The organism is Streptomyces sp. NPDC050416 (assembly GCF_044458845.1).
In the GTDB taxonomy this organism is placed as follows: domain Bacteria; phylum Actinomycetota; class Actinomycetes; order Streptomycetales; family Streptomycetaceae; genus Streptomyces.
This window is the reverse complement of record NZ_JBITII010000012.1, coordinates 229,957-248,675: the sequence shown is the minus strand read 5'-3', so window position 1 is coordinate 248,675 and position 18,719 is coordinate 229,957. Positions and strand designations below refer to the sequence as shown.

General features: G+C 70.5%; 18 protein-coding genes and 1 pseudogene. 8 read left to right on the top strand and 11 right to left on the bottom strand.

The window, feature by feature from the left end:
* Positions 1 to 17: 17 nt before the first annotated feature.
* From ACIBL4_RS32630 to ACIBL4_RS32605, 6 genes are all read right to left on the bottom strand, one after another.
* A complete protein-coding gene (locus ACIBL4_RS32630) occupies positions 18 to 809 on the bottom strand; it encodes a class I SAM-dependent methyltransferase (RefSeq protein ID WP_399415368.1) in 792 nt (263 codons plus the stop codon).
* Positions 810 to 959: 150 nt separating this feature from the next.
* Positions 960 to 1,853: a glycosyltransferase family 2 protein gene (locus ACIBL4_RS32625; protein WP_399415366.1), complete on the bottom strand. Its 894-nt coding sequence runs from the start codon at positions 1,851 to 1,853 to the stop codon at positions 960 to 962.
* Positions 1,854 to 1,876: 23 nt separating this feature from the next.
* The gene (locus ACIBL4_RS32620) at positions 1,877 to 2,692 is read right to left on the bottom strand and encodes a hypothetical protein (protein ID WP_399415365.1); all 816 of its coding nucleotides are present in this window, start codon (positions 2,690 to 2,692) and stop codon (positions 1,877 to 1,879) included.
* Positions 2,689 to 3,891, bottom strand: coding sequence for a glycosyltransferase family 4 protein (locus tag ACIBL4_RS32615; protein WP_399415364.1), 1,203 nt, complete (start codon positions 3,889 to 3,891; stop codon positions 2,689 to 2,691). Before ACIBL4_RS32615 ends, ACIBL4_RS32620 begins: the two co-directional genes overlap by 4 nt.
* Positions 3,888 to 4,808, bottom strand: coding sequence for a WecB/TagA/CpsF family glycosyltransferase (locus tag ACIBL4_RS32610; RefSeq protein ID WP_399415363.1), 921 nt, complete (start codon positions 4,806 to 4,808; stop codon positions 3,888 to 3,890). Before ACIBL4_RS32610 ends, ACIBL4_RS32615 begins: the two co-directional genes overlap by 4 nt.
* Before the next feature lie 23 nt (positions 4,809 to 4,831).
* Positions 4,832 to 5,830: a UDP-glucuronic acid decarboxylase family protein gene (locus ACIBL4_RS32605; RefSeq protein ID WP_399415362.1), complete on the bottom strand. Its 999-nt coding sequence runs from the start codon at positions 5,828 to 5,830 to the stop codon at positions 4,832 to 4,834.
* Between the two features lie 192 nt (positions 5,831 to 6,022).
* Between ACIBL4_RS32605 and ACIBL4_RS32600 the strand changes: the two genes are divergently transcribed.
* The 4 genes from ACIBL4_RS32600 (at position 6,023) to ACIBL4_RS32585 (ending at position 11,340) form a co-directional block, all read left to right on the top strand.
* Positions 6,023 to 6,682, top strand: a complete 660-nt coding sequence (locus tag ACIBL4_RS32600) for a sugar transferase (RefSeq protein WP_399415361.1) — start codon at positions 6,023 to 6,025, stop codon at positions 6,680 to 6,682.
* A 111-nt stretch (positions 6,683 to 6,793) separates the two neighbouring features.
* Positions 6,794 to 8,710, top strand: coding sequence for a DUF4012 domain-containing protein (locus ACIBL4_RS32595; protein ID WP_399415360.1), 1,917 nt, complete (start codon positions 6,794 to 6,796; stop codon positions 8,708 to 8,710).
* 121 nt (positions 8,711 to 8,831) lie between these two features.
* On the top strand, positions 8,832 to 10,364 hold the full coding sequence (locus ACIBL4_RS32590) for a polysaccharide biosynthesis tyrosine autokinase (RefSeq protein WP_399415358.1): 1,533 nt from the start codon (positions 8,832 to 8,834) through the stop codon (positions 10,362 to 10,364).
* 82 nt (positions 10,365 to 10,446) lie between these two features.
* Positions 10,447 to 11,340 carry a glutaminyl-peptide cyclotransferase gene (locus ACIBL4_RS32585; RefSeq protein WP_399415357.1) on the top strand — a complete coding sequence of 298 codons (894 nt, stop codon included), beginning with the start codon at positions 10,447 to 10,449 and terminating at the stop codon, positions 11,338 to 11,340.
* A 261-nt stretch (positions 11,341 to 11,601) separates the two neighbouring features.
* Here ACIBL4_RS32585 and ACIBL4_RS32580 read toward each other — a convergent pair whose 3' ends face one another.
* Together ACIBL4_RS32580 and ACIBL4_RS32575 are read right to left on the bottom strand one after the other, a co-directional pair.
* On the bottom strand, positions 11,602 to 12,420 hold the full coding sequence (locus ACIBL4_RS32580; RefSeq protein WP_399415356.1) for an ABC transporter permease: 819 nt from the start codon (positions 12,418 to 12,420) through the stop codon (positions 11,602 to 11,604).
* Positions 12,417 to 13,376 carry an ATP-binding cassette domain-containing protein gene (locus ACIBL4_RS32575; protein WP_399415355.1) on the bottom strand — a complete coding sequence of 320 codons (960 nt, stop codon included), beginning with the start codon at positions 13,374 to 13,376 and terminating at the stop codon, positions 12,417 to 12,419. The genes ACIBL4_RS32580 and ACIBL4_RS32575 overlap by 4 nt, the downstream gene beginning before the upstream one ends.
* A gap of 111 nt (positions 13,377 to 13,487) precedes the next feature.
* On the opposite strand from ACIBL4_RS32575, the gene ACIBL4_RS32570 reads away from it, so the two are divergent.
* Entirely contained in the window at positions 13,488 to 14,300 is an 813-nt protein-coding gene (locus ACIBL4_RS32570; protein WP_399415354.1) for a TetR/AcrR family transcriptional regulator, read from the top strand.
* 18 nt (positions 14,301 to 14,318) lie between these two features.
* Here ACIBL4_RS32570 and ACIBL4_RS32565 read toward each other — a convergent pair whose 3' ends face one another.
* The gene (locus tag ACIBL4_RS32565) at positions 14,319 to 15,293 is read right to left on the bottom strand and encodes a WD40 repeat domain-containing protein (protein ID WP_399415353.1); all 975 of its coding nucleotides are present in this window, start codon (positions 15,291 to 15,293) and stop codon (positions 14,319 to 14,321) included.
* Positions 15,294 to 15,400: 107 nt separating this feature from the next.
* On the bottom strand, positions 15,401 to 15,772 hold the full coding sequence (locus ACIBL4_RS32560; RefSeq protein WP_399415352.1) for a VOC family protein: 372 nt from the start codon (positions 15,770 to 15,772) through the stop codon (positions 15,401 to 15,403).
* A gap of 122 nt (positions 15,773 to 15,894) precedes the next feature.
* On the opposite strand from ACIBL4_RS32560, the gene ACIBL4_RS32555 reads away from it, so the two are divergent.
* The 3 genes and pseudogenes from ACIBL4_RS32555 to ACIBL4_RS32545 all read left to right on the top strand — a co-directional run bounded on the left by ACIBL4_RS32555 (position 15,895) and on the right by ACIBL4_RS32545 (position 17,936).
* Positions 15,895 to 16,569, top strand: coding sequence for a GDSL-type esterase/lipase family protein (locus tag ACIBL4_RS32555; protein ID WP_399415351.1), 675 nt, complete (start codon positions 15,895 to 15,897; stop codon positions 16,567 to 16,569).
* A gap of 75 nt (positions 16,570 to 16,644) precedes the next feature.
* Positions 16,645 to 16,875 (top strand): annotated as a pseudogene (locus ACIBL4_RS32550) (Uma2 family endonuclease); the annotation flags it as partial.
* A gap of 68 nt (positions 16,876 to 16,943) precedes the next feature.
* On the top strand, positions 16,944 to 17,936 hold the full coding sequence (locus ACIBL4_RS32545; RefSeq protein WP_399415350.1) for an aldo/keto reductase: 993 nt from the start codon (positions 16,944 to 16,946) through the stop codon (positions 17,934 to 17,936).
* 190 nt (positions 17,937 to 18,126) lie between these two features.
* Here ACIBL4_RS32545 and thpR read toward each other — a convergent pair whose 3' ends face one another.
* The gene (gene thpR / locus ACIBL4_RS32540; protein ID WP_399415349.1) at positions 18,127 to 18,699 is read right to left on the bottom strand and encodes an RNA 2',3'-cyclic phosphodiesterase; all 573 of its coding nucleotides are present in this window, start codon (positions 18,697 to 18,699) and stop codon (positions 18,127 to 18,129) included.
* Positions 18,700 to 18,719 lie beyond the last annotated feature (20 nt).

The following is an 18,719-nucleotide window of genomic DNA, read 5'->3' as shown; positions in this document are numbered from 1 at the left end:
CGGTTCGTGTGCGAGGTTCACCGTCCGCTCCGGTGTGCCGGGTCGCCGTCCGCCTTCACCACCACCGCGACCATCATGTTGCCGAGCCGGTTCACCGGCCGCAGCGCTTGGTAGACGGCCTTGGCCGCCGCCAGGCGCCAACGCTCCGGGAAGCGGCCCGCCACCTTGCCGACGGCGAGGTTGTGGTCCCACAGCCTGCGGAGCAGCACGACGGCCTGCGGGCACAGGAGATAACTTCGGGTGGCCTGGTTCACCAGCGAGCGATTCCACCGGAAGACATAGTTGACGAATTCCCCTTGCCGCTCCCACTCGGTGCCGATGATCCTGCCCACCAGACCCTCGTGCGGCTCGATCACGACGACGGCCTTCCGGGCCACCCGAAGCATCTCCGTGAAACCCAGGACCGGCCGCGGCAAATGGTGCAGGCCGTCCTGGACCAGTACCAGGTCGTAACTGGAGTCGGGAATCTCGGCCATGTTCTCCGCGTTCAGAGGCATGGTCCGAATTTTCGGATCAAGGCTGCGGCAGACCCCGAGTGCCTCTTCGGACAGATCGCTGACCGTGACGTCAGTGAACCCGCAACGGCTGAGGAAGACGCCTTCCCCGCCCACACCACCGCACACGATCAGAACACTCTGCCCTGCCGGATCAAGAAGTCCCCGCCCGCGCAGCATGTGCAGAGCGATCCGCAAACGACGATCGCGCAGGAAACGAGTCAGCGGATCGCTGGTGACATGGAAGGACCAGTCATCCCGGTTGCCGCAGATATCCGCAGTCGCGGCGCGCTGCATATCCACTCCGCTTGTCACGGTTCCTCCTCCGCCGCGCGTGGCAGCCCACGCCGGATCAGTTTGCCATGGCTGTATGGAACGAACCCGTCGCACGCGCCGCAGAGCCGCATGGACGAAGTCGGGATTTCCTGCCGTATGGCGTTCGGATTTTCCCGGGCTGTTTCGGAACTACCTGCCAAGGACCCGCGCTCCACCGCGCATTCGGACGAGAGCCGCACCGGCGAGGAGCCGCGCGTACGGTGAGAGCCAGTACAGCGGCCATACGGGACCGGCGTGCCGCCGCGTGAACCGCAACCAGCTGCCCGGTGGAAGGCCCTTCGGGGCGCACGCCAGACGCATCCGCTGCCGGACGGTCAGAGCGGGATCGGTCCAGCTCCCCGCTGTGGGGTTGCGCGCACAGGTGCCCAGCGTTCCGGCTGCGACCCAGACGGCACATCCGAGGCGCCCGGCGCGCAGACCGTAGTCGAAGTCGGCCAGCCCATGGCTGAAGCCGGCGTCGATCTGCCCGACACGTTCGGCCACAGGGCGGGGGATCAGTACCAGGTTCCCGTTCATGGTCTCGGCGCGAACCGGCCTTTCGGCCGGAGCGACCGTGGTGAAGTGCACCGGGCGCAGACGGCTGCGCCGGTGAACACCCGAGTACGTCACCGCGTCGGAGTGCGGATCACGCAGAGCGCCCACGACGATCAGGTCACCCTTGTCCGAACCGGAGAGCGACCCGTGGGTGCGGAGCAAGTCCGACAGCGCTCCGGGGTCCAAGATCACGTCGTCGTTGAGCCAGAGGAGGAAGTCGTAGTCGCCCGCGGCCGACGCCGCGAGTGCCATCGCCTTCGCCCAGAACAGCCTGCCGTTGCCCTGGAGCACATGGATGCCTGGCCATGCCTCGCGGGCAGCGCGTGCGGTGCCGTCGGTGCTGCCGTCGTCGGTGAGAACGACACGCACCGAGACCTCGGGTCCGCCCTGCCCGATCAGCGACCGCAGGCACCGGACCGTGGTTTCGCGACGGTTGTGACAGGCGATCAGCACGACCACCCGCGTCACGGGTGCCGCCGACCGCCCCATGGCCTCCCCTCCCGGTCCGCGCCTCACCGCTCGGGCACTGCGAGGGCATCGGCGCGACGCACTTCAGGGAGCTCGGACACCTGCTGCGCGACACCCGGGGCGGCCAGCACCACGCAGCCGCGCCGGCGCCCGCTCTCCATGCCGGACGGGCAGTTCGGCCAGAACGTGTCATAGGGCGCGGCGGTGTCCCCGAGATACTCCATCGACAGCTGCAGGTCGCCGTAGGTGTCGAATTCGTACCCGGCGTCGTCGGGGACCTTGAAGTCGTCGATGACGATGACCGAATCCGTCCACGCCTTGGTGATGATGTCGACTTCCTCCCGGAGGGGGAGATCCTTCTCCCAGTGGGCGTCCAGGTAGAACAGGACGCGCGACCGGGGAAACCGTGCGGAGTCACGCAGCGTCCGCAGAGCATCCCGGGAGTCCTCGTTGAGCACCCGGACGTCTGGATTTCCGCGGAAACGCATCGCGGCGCAGCGCGCGAATCCGCGATTCTTCTCGACGGTGAACACGGGAGCACCGGACAGGTGCCACAGGAACTGCGTCGACCCTCCGCAGTAGGTTCCGGATTCGAAGACCGCCCGGGGCTGGAGTTCGCGCACCAGGGAGCGGAACAGGTCCTGACGGAATCGCTGCCCGTTGAGGGCGGCGGGCCATGGCCCGTAGAGCCATGGCCGCATACTGCGGACAGGCTTGGTGATCGAGCGCCGAAGCCCAACGGGCAGGACACCGTATGCGCGCGAATTCGTCCATCTGTCCGGCGACCTCGGAACCGTCATTTCACTGACACCCTTCATTGATTCGCTCGCCGGTCCGTGAAGTTCCTCAAGTCGGGTCACACATTGCTCCCGAGAATATGCAGCAACCCGCCACAGAAGCGCTCCGCCATGCCGTCCGCCGTGTAGGCGGTGGCGTCCTTGCGGCACGCTTCGCGCAGAGATTCCAGGTGGGAACGGTCGTTCAGCACCCGCTGCACCGCCACCGCGTAGGCCTGCGGATCGTCTCGGCTGACAACGGCGTTTCGTCCGTGCTCCAGGTATTCGAACTCGGGCGCGTGCCATGGCCAGTCGGTGGTGACGATGGGGGTCCGGAGGGCGAACGAGTCCACCGCGCACAGTCCCACCCGCCCGGGCATCAGCATGACGTCCGATACCGCTCCGAGCAGTGCGACGTCCCGGCCGGCACGGTGGCCCAGAGCCACCACCGGGCTGTCCGGTGCGCAGGCCACGGCTTCCACCAGGGGCCGGTCGACACCGTCTCCCGCCACCAGCAGCTTGAAACTCGGCAGCCCGGCCGCGACCCGCCGCGCGGACTGCAGCAGGAAGGGGATTCGCTTGGGGGCGTCAAGTCCCCCCACGTACAGTGCCGTTCGTCCCGGTTCGAGACGGTGGCGTTCGCGCAGCGCCGCGACTGCGGCATGTTCGGGCGTGCCCTGGATGTCCGCCCGGTCACGCGTGACTGTCAGCTCCGTGGTGTCCACGGAGTTGCGCAGGACGGTGATCCTTTCGCGGGGGAAGCCCCGCGAGCTGACGTACGAGGCTCCCCCTTCCGTGTAGGCGAAGAACCAGGCGGCCTGCCTCGTGAGGGCGTCCTTGGCAACCTCCTGGAGCCGGCTCGTCTTCTTGGTGTAGGTGCGCCCGTGGCCCCAGAACGCGATCCGCGGCGGGTGTCCCCCGGCCCGTCGGACCATCTGGCGCAACAACAGCGGGTAGGCCTCCAGATTCCGCAGTGCCTGCTCCAGTACCACCACATCGGCGGAAGCGGCCCGGTCCGTCACCTGACGCCAGAGAAGAGACCGTCCGCCGGGAGCGGGCAGCCGTCGCGAAGGTACCTGTACCGCGCAGGCGCAGGGAGCGGCGTCGCGCCGGGCCGCCTGCTGCGGTGGTACGAGCCCGTACAGCACTTCCAGGGCAACACCCTCGGAGTTCAGCCGTTCCTGCAGGTGATTGAAGAACGATGTCCGATAACCGGGGACGTAGGGCTGCACCACGACGACGCGCCGCCGGGTGTCTCGGGGGCTCACCGGGGTGATCGTCATGACCGCACCTCGGGAACCCTGGCGGGAGTCTTTCGGCCGCGGCGGGCGAGGCGGCCCGAATTCAGGCGATCGGGTGCCTCGATCACCGCACCGCTGTCCGCTCGCACCGGCTGTGTCGCCTGGCGCACCACCCCGTGGACGAAGCGCGCGTTGCCGAACAGGTACCGGCGCCACAGGCGGCGGGGTTCGCAGCCGAGCCGGAACAGCCATTCCAGTCCGTTGTGCCGCATCCAGTGCGGTGCCTGCGGCTTGTTGCCGGCGACGAAGTCGAAGGCCGCGCCCACGGCCACGGCCACCACGGGCAGTGCGTCGCACAGTTCGGCGGCCCAGCGGTCCTGCTTGGGGGTGCCGAGTCCGACCCAGACGATGTCGGCCGCGGCGGAGCGGATCTGCTCCACCTGCTCCCGCCGTTCGTGGGCGGTCAGGGGACGGAAGGGCGGGGAGCTGGTGCCCACGATCCGCGCCCCGGGATAGCGCCGCCGCAGCTCCCGGTGGAGTGCGTCGAGGACCTGGGGCGTGGAGCCGAGTAGGTAGTGGTTCAGGTCGGTGTGCTCGGTCAGGGCGAAGACGTCCGTGAGGAGGTCGGGGCCGTAGACCCGTGTGCCCGGCAGGGCGGTGCTCGGGTAGAGCAGCCGGTTGGCCCACACGACCGGTTGCCCGTCAGGGAGGTTGAGGGAGGCTGATCGGAGGATCCCGCGCAGTTCGGGGTCCCGGTCGGCCAGGGCGAGCGTGTAGGCGTTGGACAGGTGAACGTCACTGCCAGGCCGGCCGCCGGAGGCGCCGGGTTCGTCGGTGAGTCCCTGCCGTGCCTCGCGCATCCGGCCGGCCAGGTGCACGACATGGCGGGCCGCGCTGTCGCGGGTGTGCGCGGTGATGGGCACACCGAGGCACTCGACCACGGGAGCGGTCACCGGCATCGTTCGACTGCTCGGAGGGGCGGTCATGAGGCGGCGGCGGAGCTCGGCGTGGATCCGGCGGGCCGCGGGCCGCTCCCGGCGCACTCCCCGACGGACAGACGCCGGCGGAAGTACGTGACGGTGTCGCCCAGGCCACGCTCCAGGGGAGTCGTGGGCTCCCAGTTCAGCAGCTCGCGGGCCAGGGTGATGTCGGGACGCCGTCGCTCGGGGTCGTCCTGGGGACGGGGGATGAGGGTGATCTCGGAGCGCGACCGGGTGAGCTTGCCGATCCACTGCGCCAGCTCCAGCATGGTGACTTCGTGGGGATTGCCCAGGTTGACGGGTCCGCCGTGGTCGCCGGCCATCATGAGCAACAGGCCTTCGACCACGTCGTCGACGTAGCACAGGGACCTGGTCTGGCTGCCGTCACCGGTGACCGTGATCGGCTCCCCGCTCAGCGCCTGGCGCATGAAGGTGGGGATCGCCCGTCCGTCGTCCGGGCGCATCCTCGGCCCGAAGGTGTTGAAGATGCGCACGATCTTGGCGTCCACACCGCGGCTCCTGCGGTACGCCATCGTCAGTGCCTCACCGAAGCGCTTCGCCTCGTCGTACACCGAGCGCGGGCCCACGGGGTTCACATGTCCCCAGTAGCTCTCCGGCTGAGGATGGACCAGCGGGTCGCCGTACGACTCGGAGGTGGAGGCCAGCAGGAAGCGGGCGCCCTTGGCCGCGGCCAGGTCCAAGGCGTGCCAGGTGCCGGCCGAGCCCACCCGGAGTGTCTCCAGGGGCAGTCTCAGGTAGTCGGCGGGCGAGGCTGGTGACGCCATGTGGAAGACGGCGTCCACCGGCCCGGGCTCGTCCACGCCCTGGGTGACGTCCCGGTGGCGGAACCGGAAGTGCGGGTCGCCCATGAGGTGCTCGATGTTCTCGGGGCTGGACGTCAGGAAGTTGTCCACGCAGACGACTTCGTGGTCCTCCTGAAGCAGCCGCTCGCACAGATGGGAGCCGAGGAACCCAGCCCCACCCGTCACTACTGCACGCATGCAGGTCCTCTCGGCCGCCCCGTCCAAGCAGGTGGACGAGGGCGAGCTTCGGTGTCATTGCCGAAGCTCAGATCGATGTCGTGTTTCTATTCATTGGTCAGAAATAGACCGTTTGATACGTCAGGCGGGTCCCAATGCCCCCAGCCAGGGCGCGTTTCACCCGTTCTGCCGCAGAAGACGAAGGGATGCGCGATGCCGGTATCCGCTGAGAAGACGGCTCCTCACCGGCCGGCTCCCTGTGGGCGGGCGCACGGCGGAGTCCGGGCGGCCAAGCGGTTCATCGACTGCGTGGGGGCCGCCGTCCTGCTCCTGTGCGTGGCGCCGGTGCTGCTCGCCGCCGCCGTCGCGGTGAAGCTCGACAGTCCGGGCCCGCTGCTGTTCCGCCAGCGCCGCACCGGCTGGCGCGGCAAGGAGTTCGATGTCCTCAAGCTGAGGACGATGCACGTCGGTTCGGAGCGGCTGCGCACCGCCATGGAGAGACGCAACGAGGCGGACGGGCACCTCTTCAAGATCCGTGAGGACCCGCGGGTGACCGCGGCCGGGCGCTGGTTGCGCCGTTACTCCCTGGACGAGCTGCCGCAGCTGGTCAATGTGCTGCGGGGGCAGATGTCGCTGGTGGGTCCGCGTCCGCTCCCGGTCGTGGACTCGGCGTTCACCGGGGAGGCCCGCCGCCGTCTGCTGGTCCGGCCCGGGATCACCGGTCTCTGGCAGGTGAGCGGACGGTCCGACCTCTCCTGGGAGGACGCCCTGCGTCTGGATCTCGAGTACGTCGACACCTGGTCGATCAGGCTGGACCTGGCGATCCTCTGCCGGACCCTCCCCGCCGTACTGCGCGGTGACGGCGCCTACTGAGCCGGCGCCCGCGCGTCGCGCGGTGCGACTCACCTCCACATCCGGTGTCCCCGCAGGGCGTTGCGGAGCCCCGGACCCCAGCGAACGAGATCAGCCAGGGAGTGACATCAGATGTCCAGGACTCGCCGGGGTGCGCCGTGGGGGCAGGAACCCCCGCTCGGTACGGAGCGGGCCCGGTGGATTCCACGCCGGTGCAAGGAGTGGGCCCTGCCCGCCGTCATCGTCCGCCGACTGCGCGACCGTCGCGTCAGGATGCCGCTGTACGCCGCGGCCGGACTGCTCCTGGCCGGTGCCGTCTGGATCGCGGTCACCGGAGTACTGGCCCGTAATGAGCTGCTGGCCGCCCAGCGAAGTCTGGAGGCACTGCGCGGGCAGCACCTCGCGCAGCCCGCAGCGGACCCGGCCACCGCGGCCGCCCCGCCGGCGAAGCCGACCGCGAGAGCGCGGGACGCGGTACGCGACGCCGCCGGCCACACCGCCCGAGCGCATCGGCTCACGACCGGCCCCGCCTGGTTCCCGGCGGCCCAGCTGCCCCTCCTCGGCGGCCCTGTCCGTACCGTACGCGGTATCGCGGAGGCCTCCGACCGGCTGACCCACGACGTGCTTTCCCCCTTGGCGCGCGCCGTCGCGGAGCTGGAATCCACCGGGACGGACGACGGAGGGCACCTGAACCTCTCCGCGCTGCGTCGTGTGGCTCCCCTTCTCGGACAGGCCTCGCGCAGCGCATCCGGGGTACGCACCGATGTCGACGCCCTCCCGCACGGCACCTGGCTGCCGGCCACCGACCGGGCGCGCACCCGACTCGCACGACAGCTCGATCGGATCGCCCCTCTCACCCACGATGCCGCGGCGGCGGCCCGGTTGATGCCCTCGATGCTCGGTGGGGACGGACCGCGGCGGTATCTGGTGGTGTTCGAGAACACCGCCGAGGCTCGTGGCACGGGCGGGCTGCCCGGAGCCTTCGCGGTGCTCAGGGCGGACCGGGGCCGGCTCGGCTTCGAGCACTTCGGGAACGACACCGAACTGAGCGAGGCGTACGCGGACGTGGACCTGGGAGCGGAGTTCCACGGGCTCTACGGCCCCAGCGCCCCGACCCGGACCTGGGTGAACTCCAACATGAGCCCGCACTTCCCGTACGCGGCGCGGATCTGGGCGGCGGCGTGGCAGCGGCACAGCGGCCAGCGCGTCGACGGCGCCTTCGGCCTGGACCCAGGTGCGGTCTCCGGGCTGCTCGCCGCCTCCGGCCCTGCCCGGACGCGCGACGGAAGCGCCGTCACCGCCCACAACGTCGTGGATCTCAGCGAGCGCGCCAGCTACGCGCGCCACCCGAACTTCAGGCAGCGAAAGGCGTACTTCCTCGACGTGGCGCGTGCGGTGGCCGTCCGGCTGCTCGGCGCCTCGGCCGAACCCGCACGCCGGACCGCCCTCTTCTCGGCACTGCACCGGCAGTTGGAAGAGGGACGGATCAAGGTGTGGAGTGGGCACTCGGCGGAGCAGCGCGAGCTCCTGGCGCGGTCGTTCGGCGGAGCGCTGCCCGGAAGATCCGTTCCGCTGGCCGGGCTGGTCGTCAACAACGCGGCGGGTACGAAGCTCGACTACTACCTCGACCGTCGACTCGTGTGGGCACCGGGCCGGTGCGTCGATGGCCGGCGCGAGGTCACCGTGACCGTGCGCCTGACCAACCGGGCCCCGGTGTCGGGACTCCCGCCGTACGTCGTCCAGCGGGTGGACGACCCGCCCTACGACACGCGGCCGGGTGACAACCGCCTGCTGGTGTCCTACTACGCCAGTTCGGAGGCCACCCTCTCCGGTGCCACCCTGGACGGCCGCCCCGCTCAGCTGAGTCACGGCGCCGAGCGGGGCCACCCGGTCTTCACCCTCGGCGTCGAGCTGCCCGCGGGCGCCACACGCACCCTCGTACTCCACTTGCTGGAGCGCTCTGAGGACCGTTCTCCCTTCGTGCTGCGTCAGCCACTGGTGCGTCCCCTGCACGCCAGGGTGCTCCCGAGCGGTCCGTGCGGGGGCTGATCCGGTCCGGCCGACTCGGCGGAAGACGGTCACTCATGCACGTTTCCACCGCATATCACGGATACGATCACTCAGCCAATAAATGTCGTTATTGTCGCTCTCTGCACACCTTGGGATGGGTATGGATCTGTCCGACTATCTTCGATTCCTGGTCAGGCGCTGGCGCGCCATCGTGGCACTGGGTCTGCTGGGAACAGCGGTCGGCGCGTTCGTCACCCACACCATCACACCGCAGTACCGCGCCACCTCGACGCTCTTCGTGTCTCTGCAGGACTGGGACGACACGGTCAAGCTCAATCAGGGCAACACCTTCGCCCAGGCTCGCGTCCGCTCCTACGCGGAAGTGGCCACCAGCCCCCGCGTGACCGAACCGGTCATCGAGTTTCTGCGCCTGGACATGTCGCCCTCGCAACTGGCCCGGAAGATCACCACGGAGGTACCGCTGGAAACGGTCCTCCTCAAGATCACCGTCACGGACACCCAGCCGTCCCGGGCGGCCCGGATCAGCGACGCGGTCGCCCACCGCTTCGCCGAGGTCATCGCCAGGATCGAACAACCGGAGGGCGCCCGGCACTCGCCCGTCCGGCTGAGCATCACCGAGCACGCCAGCAAGCCCAAGAAGCCGGCTTCCCCGAATCTGGTGATCAACCTCGCACTCGGGCTCATGGCCGGTCTGGGCCTCGGCACCGGCCTGGCGGTCGCACGGGAGTCGCTGGACACCTCGGTACGCAGCCGCGGTGACCTCGCCCGGTGTCTCGCCGACACCGGCGGACCGGCCGTACTCGGCAGCGTCGTCCTCGACCAGAGCGCCTCCCGGCACGCGGTGGCGACGGACGACGACGCGTTCAGCCGGCGGGCGGAGGACTTCAGACGGCTGCGCACCAACCTCCGGTTCGTGGACATCGACGCTCCACCCAAGGTCATCGCGGTGACCAGCGCGGTGCCCGCCGAGGGGAAGACGAGTATCTCGATCAACCTGGCGTCCTCCCTGGCCGAGTTCGGCTCCTCGGTCTGCCTGGTCGACGCGGACCTGCGGCGCCCCCGCGTGGCCGGTGCGCTCGGCCTTGTGCAGGACGCCGGTCTGACCACCGTGATGATCGGCCAGGCGAACGCCGAGGACGTGATGCAGTCGGCGGGCTCCTTCTCGGTGCTGGCCAGCGGGGTGCTGCCGCCGAACCCGGCGGAGATGCTGGGCTCGGCGCAGTTCCGCGCCGTGGTGCGCTCGCTCGCCGACAGGTTCGACCATGTGGTGATCGACACCGCGCCGGTACTCCCGGTGGCGGACACCCCGGCGATGTCCGCGGCGGTCGATGGCTACCTGCTGGCCGCCCGGTACGCGAAGAGCTCCCGGGGCCAAGTCACCGACGCCGTGCGCGCCCTGCAGGACGTCGGCGCCACCGTGCTCGGCAGCGTCCTCAACATGGTGCCCGCGAAGCGCGACAGCGAGCAGTACGGCTACGGGTACGACTACCGGCCCAAGACCTCCGGACGCCGGAACCGGCTCCGGCTCCTGGCCCGGCTCACGCCCCGGCCACGGCTCCGGCTCAGCCGCCGCGGGAAACCCGCGACGATCGACACCTTCCCCGCGCCGGCCGTGCCGACGGCGAAGGACACCACCCCGGCGGCTGCGAACGAGGGGGGAGACCATCACTGAGCGAAGGGGGGACGCCGCGGCCTGCCCGGGCCGTACGACCGGCCCGGGCCTCTGCGGGCAGGCGCCGCGTCGCCGGCCCGGCGTGCGCGGGCACCGGGGACCCGGCGCGGCGGTTCGCCTCTCCCGGCCGACGCCCCGGTCCGCGCGGACGCGTGCGCTTCTGGCGCTACCGGCCATCGCGGCCGCGGCCCTGGCAGGCGCGACGCTGCTCACCTCGTGCCAGGCTGACGACCGCTCACCAGCGCGAGCGCAGGTCGCGGCCGGACCTGCCACGGGGCCGGTCGAGCAACTCGGGGTCAGGGTCCTCGACGTCCTGCCCCACGACCCGAAGGCCTACACGCAGGGCCTGGAGATGGCCGGGCGAACCCTCTACGAGGGGACGGGCATGGCCGGCGAGTCGTCGATCCGCCGGGGCACGCCCGGCCGGCTTCCCACCGTCCGCGTCGACCTGCCGGCACCGCTGTTCGGGGAGGGGGTCACCGTCCTCGGACCGACGCTGTGGCAGCTGACCTGGCGGGACCGCATCGCGATCGAGCGGGACGCCACAACCCTGGCCGAGCTGCGTCGTCTCCCCTACCCGGCGGAGGGCTGGGGGGTATGCCACCAGCCGGGGCACGGGCGGCTGGTCACCAGTGACGGTTCCGCCCGGCTGACCTTCCGGGACCCGCGCACGCTGGCCCCGACCGGTGAACTCCTCGTCACTCTCCGAGGCCGTCCGGTGCCGCGGCTCAACGAGCTGGAATGCGTGGGCGACCGCGTCTACGCCAATGTCTGGCCCTCCGACCGGATCGTGCGCGTCGACACGGGCACCGGCGCGGTCACCGCTCAGATCGATGCCTCGGGGCTGCTGTCCCCGGAGGAGCAGCGGCCCGCCGAGGTGCTGAACGGCATCGCCGCCATCCCGGGCACCGATGAGTTCCTGCTCACCGGCAAGTGGTGGCCGAAGATGTTCCGGGTGACTTTCGTCGCCAGGTGATCCGGTTCCCGTCCGGTCGTCCGGGCCGCGCGGCGGGGGCCGGGGGGCCGCGGGCCGTACAGGGTGCTTGGACGCGGGCCGCCTCAGCCAAAGGGGGCGGCGTCCCGCTGTCGGCCAAGGAGACGTCCCGCTCGCCAGGTCCGCGTCTGCGGACGGTGGGCGGGACGGGCCTCGCTGACCGGCGGCACGAGTCGTCCACGGGCGGGGAAGGCTCACCTGATGGCGGGAGCGGCGCTCACCACACCGCACCGCCCCCGGCACTCACCGGCTCAGCCTCCGGAAACGCCGGACCGCGACCGGCAGGAAGATCGCCGTCAGGATCACCGGCCACACCCCCGCCATCAGCAGCGCATGCTGCTCGACCCAGGTGTCGCCGCCGACCGGCGTGCCGAACAGCTCGCGGGTCGCCGCCGCCGTGGAGGAGATCGGGTTCCACATGGCCACCCAGCCCAGCCAGTCGGGCATGTCCTGCGGCGCGACGAAGATGCTGGAGATCATCGTCAGCGGGAAGGCGACCGCGAACAGGCCGCCCGCCGCCTCCGGGTTGGGCACGATCAGGCCGAGCCACACCCCGATCCAGGTAAGCGCGAACCGCAGCCACAGCAGCAGCCCGAACGCGGCCAGGAAGCCGAGGCCCCCGTCCGGCCGCCAGCCCATGGCGAGCGCGGTGAGCATCATGATCGCCAACTCGGCGCAGGCGACGAGCAGATCGGTGACGCCGCGCCCGGCCACCACGGCGGAGGACGCCATCGGCATGGAGCGGAAGCGGTCGATGACGCCCTTGGTGGAGTCGTAGACCATGACGGTCGCCGTGTTGATGAAGCCGAACGCCATGGTCATCGCGAACATGCCCGGCATCAGGAAGTCCTTGTAGTCCCCGCCGCCCGGAACCGTCATGGCACTGCCGAAGACATAGCCGTAGAGCAGCACGGACAGGATCGGGAAGCCCAGCTGCCAGGCGATGTTGACGGGCTGGCGCTGGTAGTGGGTCAGGCCGCGCCGGACGATGTTCCAGCAGTCGGCGAGCAGCCAGTACGTACCGCTCCGCGCGCTCGGGGTGCTCAGGTCGACGGCACTCACGCTGCGGCCTCCTTCTCGGTCCGGTGTCCGGTCAGGGTCAGGAACACGTCGTCGAGGCTGGGCCTGCGCAGCCCGATGTCCTCGACGCGGACGCCCTCATCCTGGAGGGTCCGCGCCACCTCGGTGAGCGCCGTGACCCGGTCGGCGACCGGGGCGTGCACCCGCAACTCGGTCTCGTCCGCCTCGGGTTCGCCGTCCGTGACCCGGGCGACCACCTTCACCACCCGCGGGATCTCGGCCCGCTCGGCGACCACGACCTCGATACGGTCGCCGCCGACCAGGTTCTTCAGCCCGTCCGGGGTGTCGTCGGCGATGGCCCGCCCCTGGTCGATGACGGTGATGCGGGAGGCGAGCTTGTCGGCCTCCTCCAGGTACTGCGTGGTCAGCAGCACGGTCGTGCCGCCCGCCACCAACGCCCGTACGGATTCCCACACTTCCCCGCGGCTACGGGGGTCGAGGCCTGTCGTCGGCTCGTCGAGGAAGAGGACGGCCGGGGCGAGGGTCATCGACGCGGCGAGGTCGAGGCGGCGCCGCATGCCGCCGCTGTACTTGCCGACGCCCCGGTCGCCGGCGTCGGTCAGGTCGAACTGCTCCAGCAGTTCGGTCGCCCTGAGCTTCGCCCGCCTGCCGCCCAGGTGGAACAGCCGGCCGAACATCTCCAGGTTCTGCCGGCCGGTGAGCACCTCGTCCACCGCCGCGTACTGCCCCGTGAGTCCGATCCGGGCCCGCACCTCGCGCGGCTGCCGGGCCACGTCGAGGCCGGCGACCGTCGCCCTGCCCCCGTCCAGCCGGACCAGCGTGGACAGGATGCGGACGGCGGTGGTCTTGCCCGCCCCGTTCGGCCCGAGCAGGCCGTGCACCATGCCCTGGCGTACCGCCAGGTCGAAGCCGTCGAGGGCGCGTTTCTCGCCGTACCGCTTCTCCAGCGCCTCGGCCCACACCGCGTATCCGTCCATACCGCCCCTCCCGTGTGCTCGTGCCCTGTGTCCGGCACCAAACTGAGTACAGCGTACCCGATTACGCGTACACCGTACCCAATTTTTTGCGGGGGACCTAAGCTGGGCTCCATGGAGAGCGACACGGGCAGGACTGGCGGCACGGGCGACACGGGTGGTGCGGGCAGTACGGAGACCAGCGGCAGCGGCGATATCGCCCGCACCCTCGAACTGCTGTGGGACACCGGCCGGCGTCCCAGCCGCGGGCCCAAGCCGACCCTGACCCTGGACCGGATCGTGGAAGCGGCCGTCCAGGTCGCGGACACGGAAGGTCTGGAAGGGCTCTCCATGCGCCGCGTCGCCGCGGAACTCGGCACCGGCACCATGTCGCTCTACCGGTACGTCCCCGGCAAGGGCGAGCTGCTCGACCTGATGCTGGACCGGGTCCAGCGCCCCTCGAAGAACCCGGCCGACCTGGGCGACGGCGGCTGGCGCGCCGCCCTGGAGGCCATGGGCCGCGAGACCCTCGCCCTGTACCGCCGCCATCCCTGGCTGCTCCAGGTCAACCAGTCCCGCCCGATCCTCGGCCCGAGCGCCCTGGACGGCATGGAGAAAGTCCTCACCCTGATCCGCCCGATGGGGCTGACCGACCCCGAACTCGTCTCCGCGATCATCATGATCGACGGATACGTCGTCGGGGCCGCGCGCTCGCAGCTGTACGAGCAGGAGGCGGAGCGCCGGACAGGCCTGACGGACGCGGAGTTCTGGCAGGCGCAGGTGCCGATGCTGGAGAAAGCCATGGCATCGGGCCGCTACCCGGTGATGGCATCACTCTCCGAGGACGCCTTCGGCTCCGACTTCGACCACTTCGAGTTCGGACTCCAGCGGATCCTGGACGGGTTGGAGGTACTGGTGGCGCGACGCCGGGGCGGGTCGGCCCCGTAGGCCGTCGCCTCGGGGCTGCTACTTCCGTCGCCTCAGCCCGCGCAGACCGAGCAGGGCCGCGCAGGCCACGGCCACGGCGATGGCGCCGGTCTTGAGGTTGCCGTCGAGCCCGTCGCCGCTGCCGTCTTCGCCCTCCGCGGCCGGGCTCCCGCTGCCGGACGAGGATCCGGAGCCGCCGGGCGCGTCCTGTCCCTCCACCGAGCTGTCGGCCCCCTCGGCGCCGTACATGAGCCGCGTCCCGTCGGCGGTGTAGGTGACGGACTCCCCCTGCCCGAGGAACGGCACGCCGAGCCGCTCCTTCCGCTTGATCTTCCCGCCGTTCCAGTCGTACGCGATCGCGCCGAAGTAGCTGCGTACGACGAGGTGTTCGCCGTCCGGGGAGAGCGTGGCGTCGGTGGCCTCCAGGTCGGGCACGGCGGCGACGGGCCGGAAGACGTTCGTGCCGGACGCGGAGAGCTCGGCGGGCCCCTCGTACAGGTGCCCGCCCTTCTCGTTCTTGTCGACGATGTAGACCCGGCCGGTCTTCGGGTGCACGACGAGGGACTCGGCGTCGCGGGCCCCGTCGGAGTACTTCACGACGTACTGCGTGGCCCGGATCGTCTGGTCCTTCAGCGTCTTCGGCTCGGGCAGCTCGTAGATCCACACGTGGGGCCAGCTGCCGCCGAGGTTGTCGCCGATGTCGCCGACGTAGATCCGGTTGCCCGGGCCGACGGAGATGGCCTCGACGTCCCGGGGCGTGCCGACGCCGGTGAGGGTGAGACGGGCGACGGTCTCGCCCGTCCTGCTGTCGACGGCGTAGATGTACGGGCCGTCGTCGCTGTCGTTGTGCGTCCAGTAGATGCCGGGGTGGAGCCGGGACGCGGCCAGACCGCTGGACTCGGTGATGCGCGGATCCTTGATCGTGAAGTCCTCGTCGCCGTCGGCGGCGGAGGCGGGCACGGCGAAGGCGCCCACGAGCAGGGCCGCGGCGAGGATGGCGAACGGTCGGCGCATGCCCTTAAGCCTGCCATCCCGCTCCGCGGTTCATCGCCGGTAACGGATCACGGGGAGACCAGCTGGGGTTCCGGTTCTCAGAAGACGCCGGGCCTCACCTGGCAAGGTCAGGCTCCCTCGGGAGTGATCAGGCAGAAGGGATGGCCGACGGGGTCCTCGTAGACGCGGTAACCGATCGGCTTGTCCGAACCGTCCAGCAGCCTCGCACCGAGGGCGAGCACTTGGACCTCAGCCGTATCGAGGTTCGCGACCATCACGTCGAGGTGCATGTGCGGGGGGCGCGCGGAGTCCGTCCACCGCGGCGCGCGATAGTCGTCCACCCGCTGGAAAGCGACCACCGGGGTGCCCGCCGCGTTCTGGAGCACGACGAAGTCGCCGGTGTCCGCCTGCCGTGAGAGCGACAGCAACTTCTCGTAGAAACCGGCGAGTTCATCCGGGTCGGGGCAGTCGATGACAACGGTGTACAGGCGTCCGATCATCCGGCTCACTCTGCCACCGGCCTGGTTCTGAAGCAGCCGGAGCCCGAATGACCAGCCCCCAGCACACAGCGCGTGGCCCGACTCACACCCCGTCCGGCGTTCTGATCGTTCATGATGAGCGGATGCTCAGGTTCATGCCCGTCGGTGACTCCATGACCATCGGGAGCGCGGGCGAACACACGTGGCGCTACCGGATGTGGCAGCACCTGCGCCGTTCCTACGGCGGGCCCTTCACCCTCGTCGGTCCGCGCGAGACGCTGCACGACAAGTTGGCCGACGCCGCGACGTCGTACGCGTACGCCGACCCGGACTTCCCGCGGGCCCACCTGGCCGGCTGGGGCGAGGGGTGGCTGCACATGGCGCCGTTGATCGGCGAGGCCGTGCGGTCGTGCCGCGCGGATGTCCTCCTGGTCTCCCTCGGCCTGATCGACCTGGGCTTCTACACCAACGCCGAGCAGACCGCCGAGAACGTGAGGGCCTTCGCCGCCGAGGCCCGCGCGGCGAACCGGCGGGTGCGGATGGTGTGGCTGCCGGTGACCCCGAACGTACGGGCCCAGTCCGACCCGGCCTTCGCCGCCGAGGTCGCCCGCTTCAACGAACTGCTGGCCAAGACGGCCGCCGACCTCGACGAGCCCGGCTCGCCCGTCCTCCTGGCCTCGTCCCCATCGTCGTACGACATCGACACCGACACCTACGACGGCACCCACCCCAACGACAGCGGCGAGCACAAGATCGCGGCGGCCTTCGCCGAGGCGATGTACCAGGCCTGGGACCTGGGCGAGCCCTACGAGGAGTAACTCTCGGTGATCATCCGGGTCAGGTAGACGGCCCGGACGCGGGCGAGGGCGTGCCGGTGCCCGGCGGGGAGCCGGTCGAGCGCCCACGCGGCTGCCGCGTCCGGCCCGAAGAAGGCCGCCTACGCCACCGCCGAAGTGCCCGTCTACCTCATCGCCGACCCTTACCAGGGCCGGTGCTACATCTACACCCATCCCAAAGACGGCGACTACGCCGTGAGGACCAAGGTCGACTTCGGCACCGACATCGACCTCACCGACACCGTGGCCGACCTCGTCCTCAAGACCGACGAGTTCCCCCGCGACTGACGTCCGGGCCCCCTCGAGCTCAACGCGTGCTTGCTTGGAGCGCACTTCAACACGTTGGCTTGGGCAGCATGAAGTACACGCAGCTCGGACGCACGGGACTCAAGGTCAGCCGGCTCGTCCTCGGCACCATGAACTTCGGCCCGCAGACCGACGAGGCCGACAGCCACGCCATCATGGACGCGGCGCTGGACGCGGGCATCAACTTCTTCGACACCGCCAACGTCTACGGCTGGGGTGAGAACAAGGGCCGTACCGAGAGCATCATCGGCACCTGGTTCGCCAAGGGCGAGGGGCGGCGCGACAAGGTCGTCCTCGCCACGAAGGTGTACGGCAACATGGGCGCCGACGGCCCGGCCTGGCCCAACCACGACAAGCTCTCCGCGCTCAACATCCGACGGGCCGTGGACGCCAGCCTCAAGCGGCTACAGACCGACTACATCGACGTCTACCAGTTCCACCACATCGACCGGAACACGCCCTTCGAGGAGATCTGGCAGGCGATCGACGTCCTGGTCCAGCAGGGCAAGATTCTCTACGTCGGGTCGTCGAACTTCCCCGGCTACAAGATCGCCCAGGCCAACGAGATCGCCGCCCGGCGGGGCGGGACCATCGGGCTGGTGAGCGAGCAGTGCCTGTACAACCTCGCGGAGCGGCGCGCCGAGATGGAGGTCATCCCGGCCGCGCAGGACTACGGCCTCGGCGTCATCCCCTGGTCACCGCTGCACGGCGGTCTGCTGGGCGGTGTCCTCAAGAAGGAGGTCGAGGGCAAGCGCCGCGCCTCCGGCCGCGCGGCCGACGCGCTCAACGACCCGGCCACCCGCGCGCAGATCCAGTCCTACGAGGATCTGCTCGACAAGCACGGCATCGAGCCCGGCGAGGCCGCGCTGGCCTGGCTGCTCACCCGCCCCGGTGTGACCGGCCCGATCGTCGGCCCCCGCACGGCCGAGCAGCTCGCCTCCGCGGTCCGCGCGTCCGAGCTGGACCTCTCCGAGGAACTCCTGACTGGCCTGGACGAAATCTTCCCGGGCCCGGGGCCGTCACCGGAGGCCTTCGCCTGGTAGACGCCCTTCTTTTCAGGGGCGCGGGGAACTGCGCGACAAGCCCCCACCGGCCCGCAGCCGAAAAACGGCGGCCCGCAGTTCCCCCACCGCGCTACTTCCCAAGCACGGAAGCCAAGGCGACAACACAAAACATCAGCACGAGCACACCGGCCATGATCCGGTTGCGGGTCTTCGGGTCCACGCCCCGAGCCTAACCGGCGCCGCCGAGAGGCCAGCGGCCGACCGCCTCGTAGCGGGGCTGCTCCCCCGCGACCCCCGAGGTCGGCAGATTGCTCCGCACCAGTACCAGCTCCCGCACGGTCCAGGTCCGGCTCACGAACGCGTCGAGCGCCTCGAGGTACGCCCGCACCTCGACCGCGTCCCGGCTGCGCGCCAGCGTGAGGTGCGGCTTGTACCGCCGGTGCTCCCCCATCACCACGCCCGCCCGGCGCGCCGCCGCCTCCGCCCGCTCGGCCAGCAGCCGCAGGGTCGCCAGGTCCCCCTCTGCCCCGGCCCACAGGGCACGCCCGTGCCCGAACTGACCGCCGCCCCGCACGGCGAGCGGGAAAGGATCGGTACGGCGGGCCGCACGCTCCAGCCTGCCCGACAGCTCCGGCAGGAGCCCGTCGTCGACCTCGCCGTAGAAGGCGAGGGTGAAGTGCCAGCCCGGGCGGCCGGTCCACCGCAGGCCGTCCGCCCCGGGCAGCTTGTGCAAGGCGTCCACCACGGCACCGAGTTCGCGGATCACCCCGTCAGGGGGGAGCACGGCGGCGAAGAGTCTCATGGTCCCACCCTGGCACCATG

Bases quoted from the DNA above. Each gene is read 5' to 3' on its own strand.
- ACIBL4_RS32625 (WP_399415366.1), bottom strand. From the start codon at position 1,853: ATGGGGCGGTCGGCGGCACCCGTGACGCGGGTGGTCGTGCTGATCGCC.
- ACIBL4_RS32615 (WP_399415364.1), bottom strand. From the start codon at position 3,891: ATGACGATCACCCCGGTGAGCCCCCGAGACACCCGGCGGCGCGTCGTC.
- ACIBL4_RS32610 (WP_399415363.1), bottom strand. From the start codon at position 4,808: ATGCCGGTGACCGCTCCCGTGGTCGAGTGCCTCGGTGTGCCCATCACC.
- ACIBL4_RS32605 (WP_399415362.1), bottom strand. From the start codon at position 5,830: ATGCGTGCAGTAGTGACGGGTGGGGCTGGGTTCCTCGGCTCCCATCTG.
- ACIBL4_RS32600 (WP_399415361.1), top strand. From the start codon at position 6,023: ATGCCGGTATCCGCTGAGAAGACGGCTCCTCACCGGCCGGCTCCCTGT.
- ACIBL4_RS32595 (WP_399415360.1), top strand. From the start codon at position 6,794: ATGTCCAGGACTCGCCGGGGTGCGCCGTGGGGGCAGGAACCCCCGCTC.
- ACIBL4_RS32590 (WP_399415358.1), top strand. From the start codon at position 8,832: ATGGATCTGTCCGACTATCTTCGATTCCTGGTCAGGCGCTGGCGCGCC.
- ACIBL4_RS32575 (WP_399415355.1), bottom strand. From the start codon at position 13,376: ATGGACGGATACGCGGTGTGGGCCGAGGCGCTGGAGAAGCGGTACGGC.
- ACIBL4_RS32570 (WP_399415354.1), top strand. From the start codon at position 13,488: ATGGAGAGCGACACGGGCAGGACTGGCGGCACGGGCGACACGGGTGGT.
- ACIBL4_RS32565 (WP_399415353.1), bottom strand. From the start codon at position 15,293: ATGCGCCGACCGTTCGCCATCCTCGCCGCGGCCCTGCTCGTGGGCGCC.
- ACIBL4_RS32560 (WP_399415352.1), bottom strand. From the start codon at position 15,772: ATGATCGGACGCCTGTACACCGTTGTCATCGACTGCCCCGACCCGGAT.
- ACIBL4_RS32555 (WP_399415351.1), top strand. From the start codon at position 15,895: ATGCTCAGGTTCATGCCCGTCGGTGACTCCATGACCATCGGGAGCGCG.
- ACIBL4_RS32545 (WP_399415350.1), top strand. From the start codon at position 16,944: ATGAAGTACACGCAGCTCGGACGCACGGGACTCAAGGTCAGCCGGCTC.
- thpR (WP_399415349.1), bottom strand. From the start codon at position 18,699: ATGAGACTCTTCGCCGCCGTGCTCCCCCCTGACGGGGTGATCCGCGAA.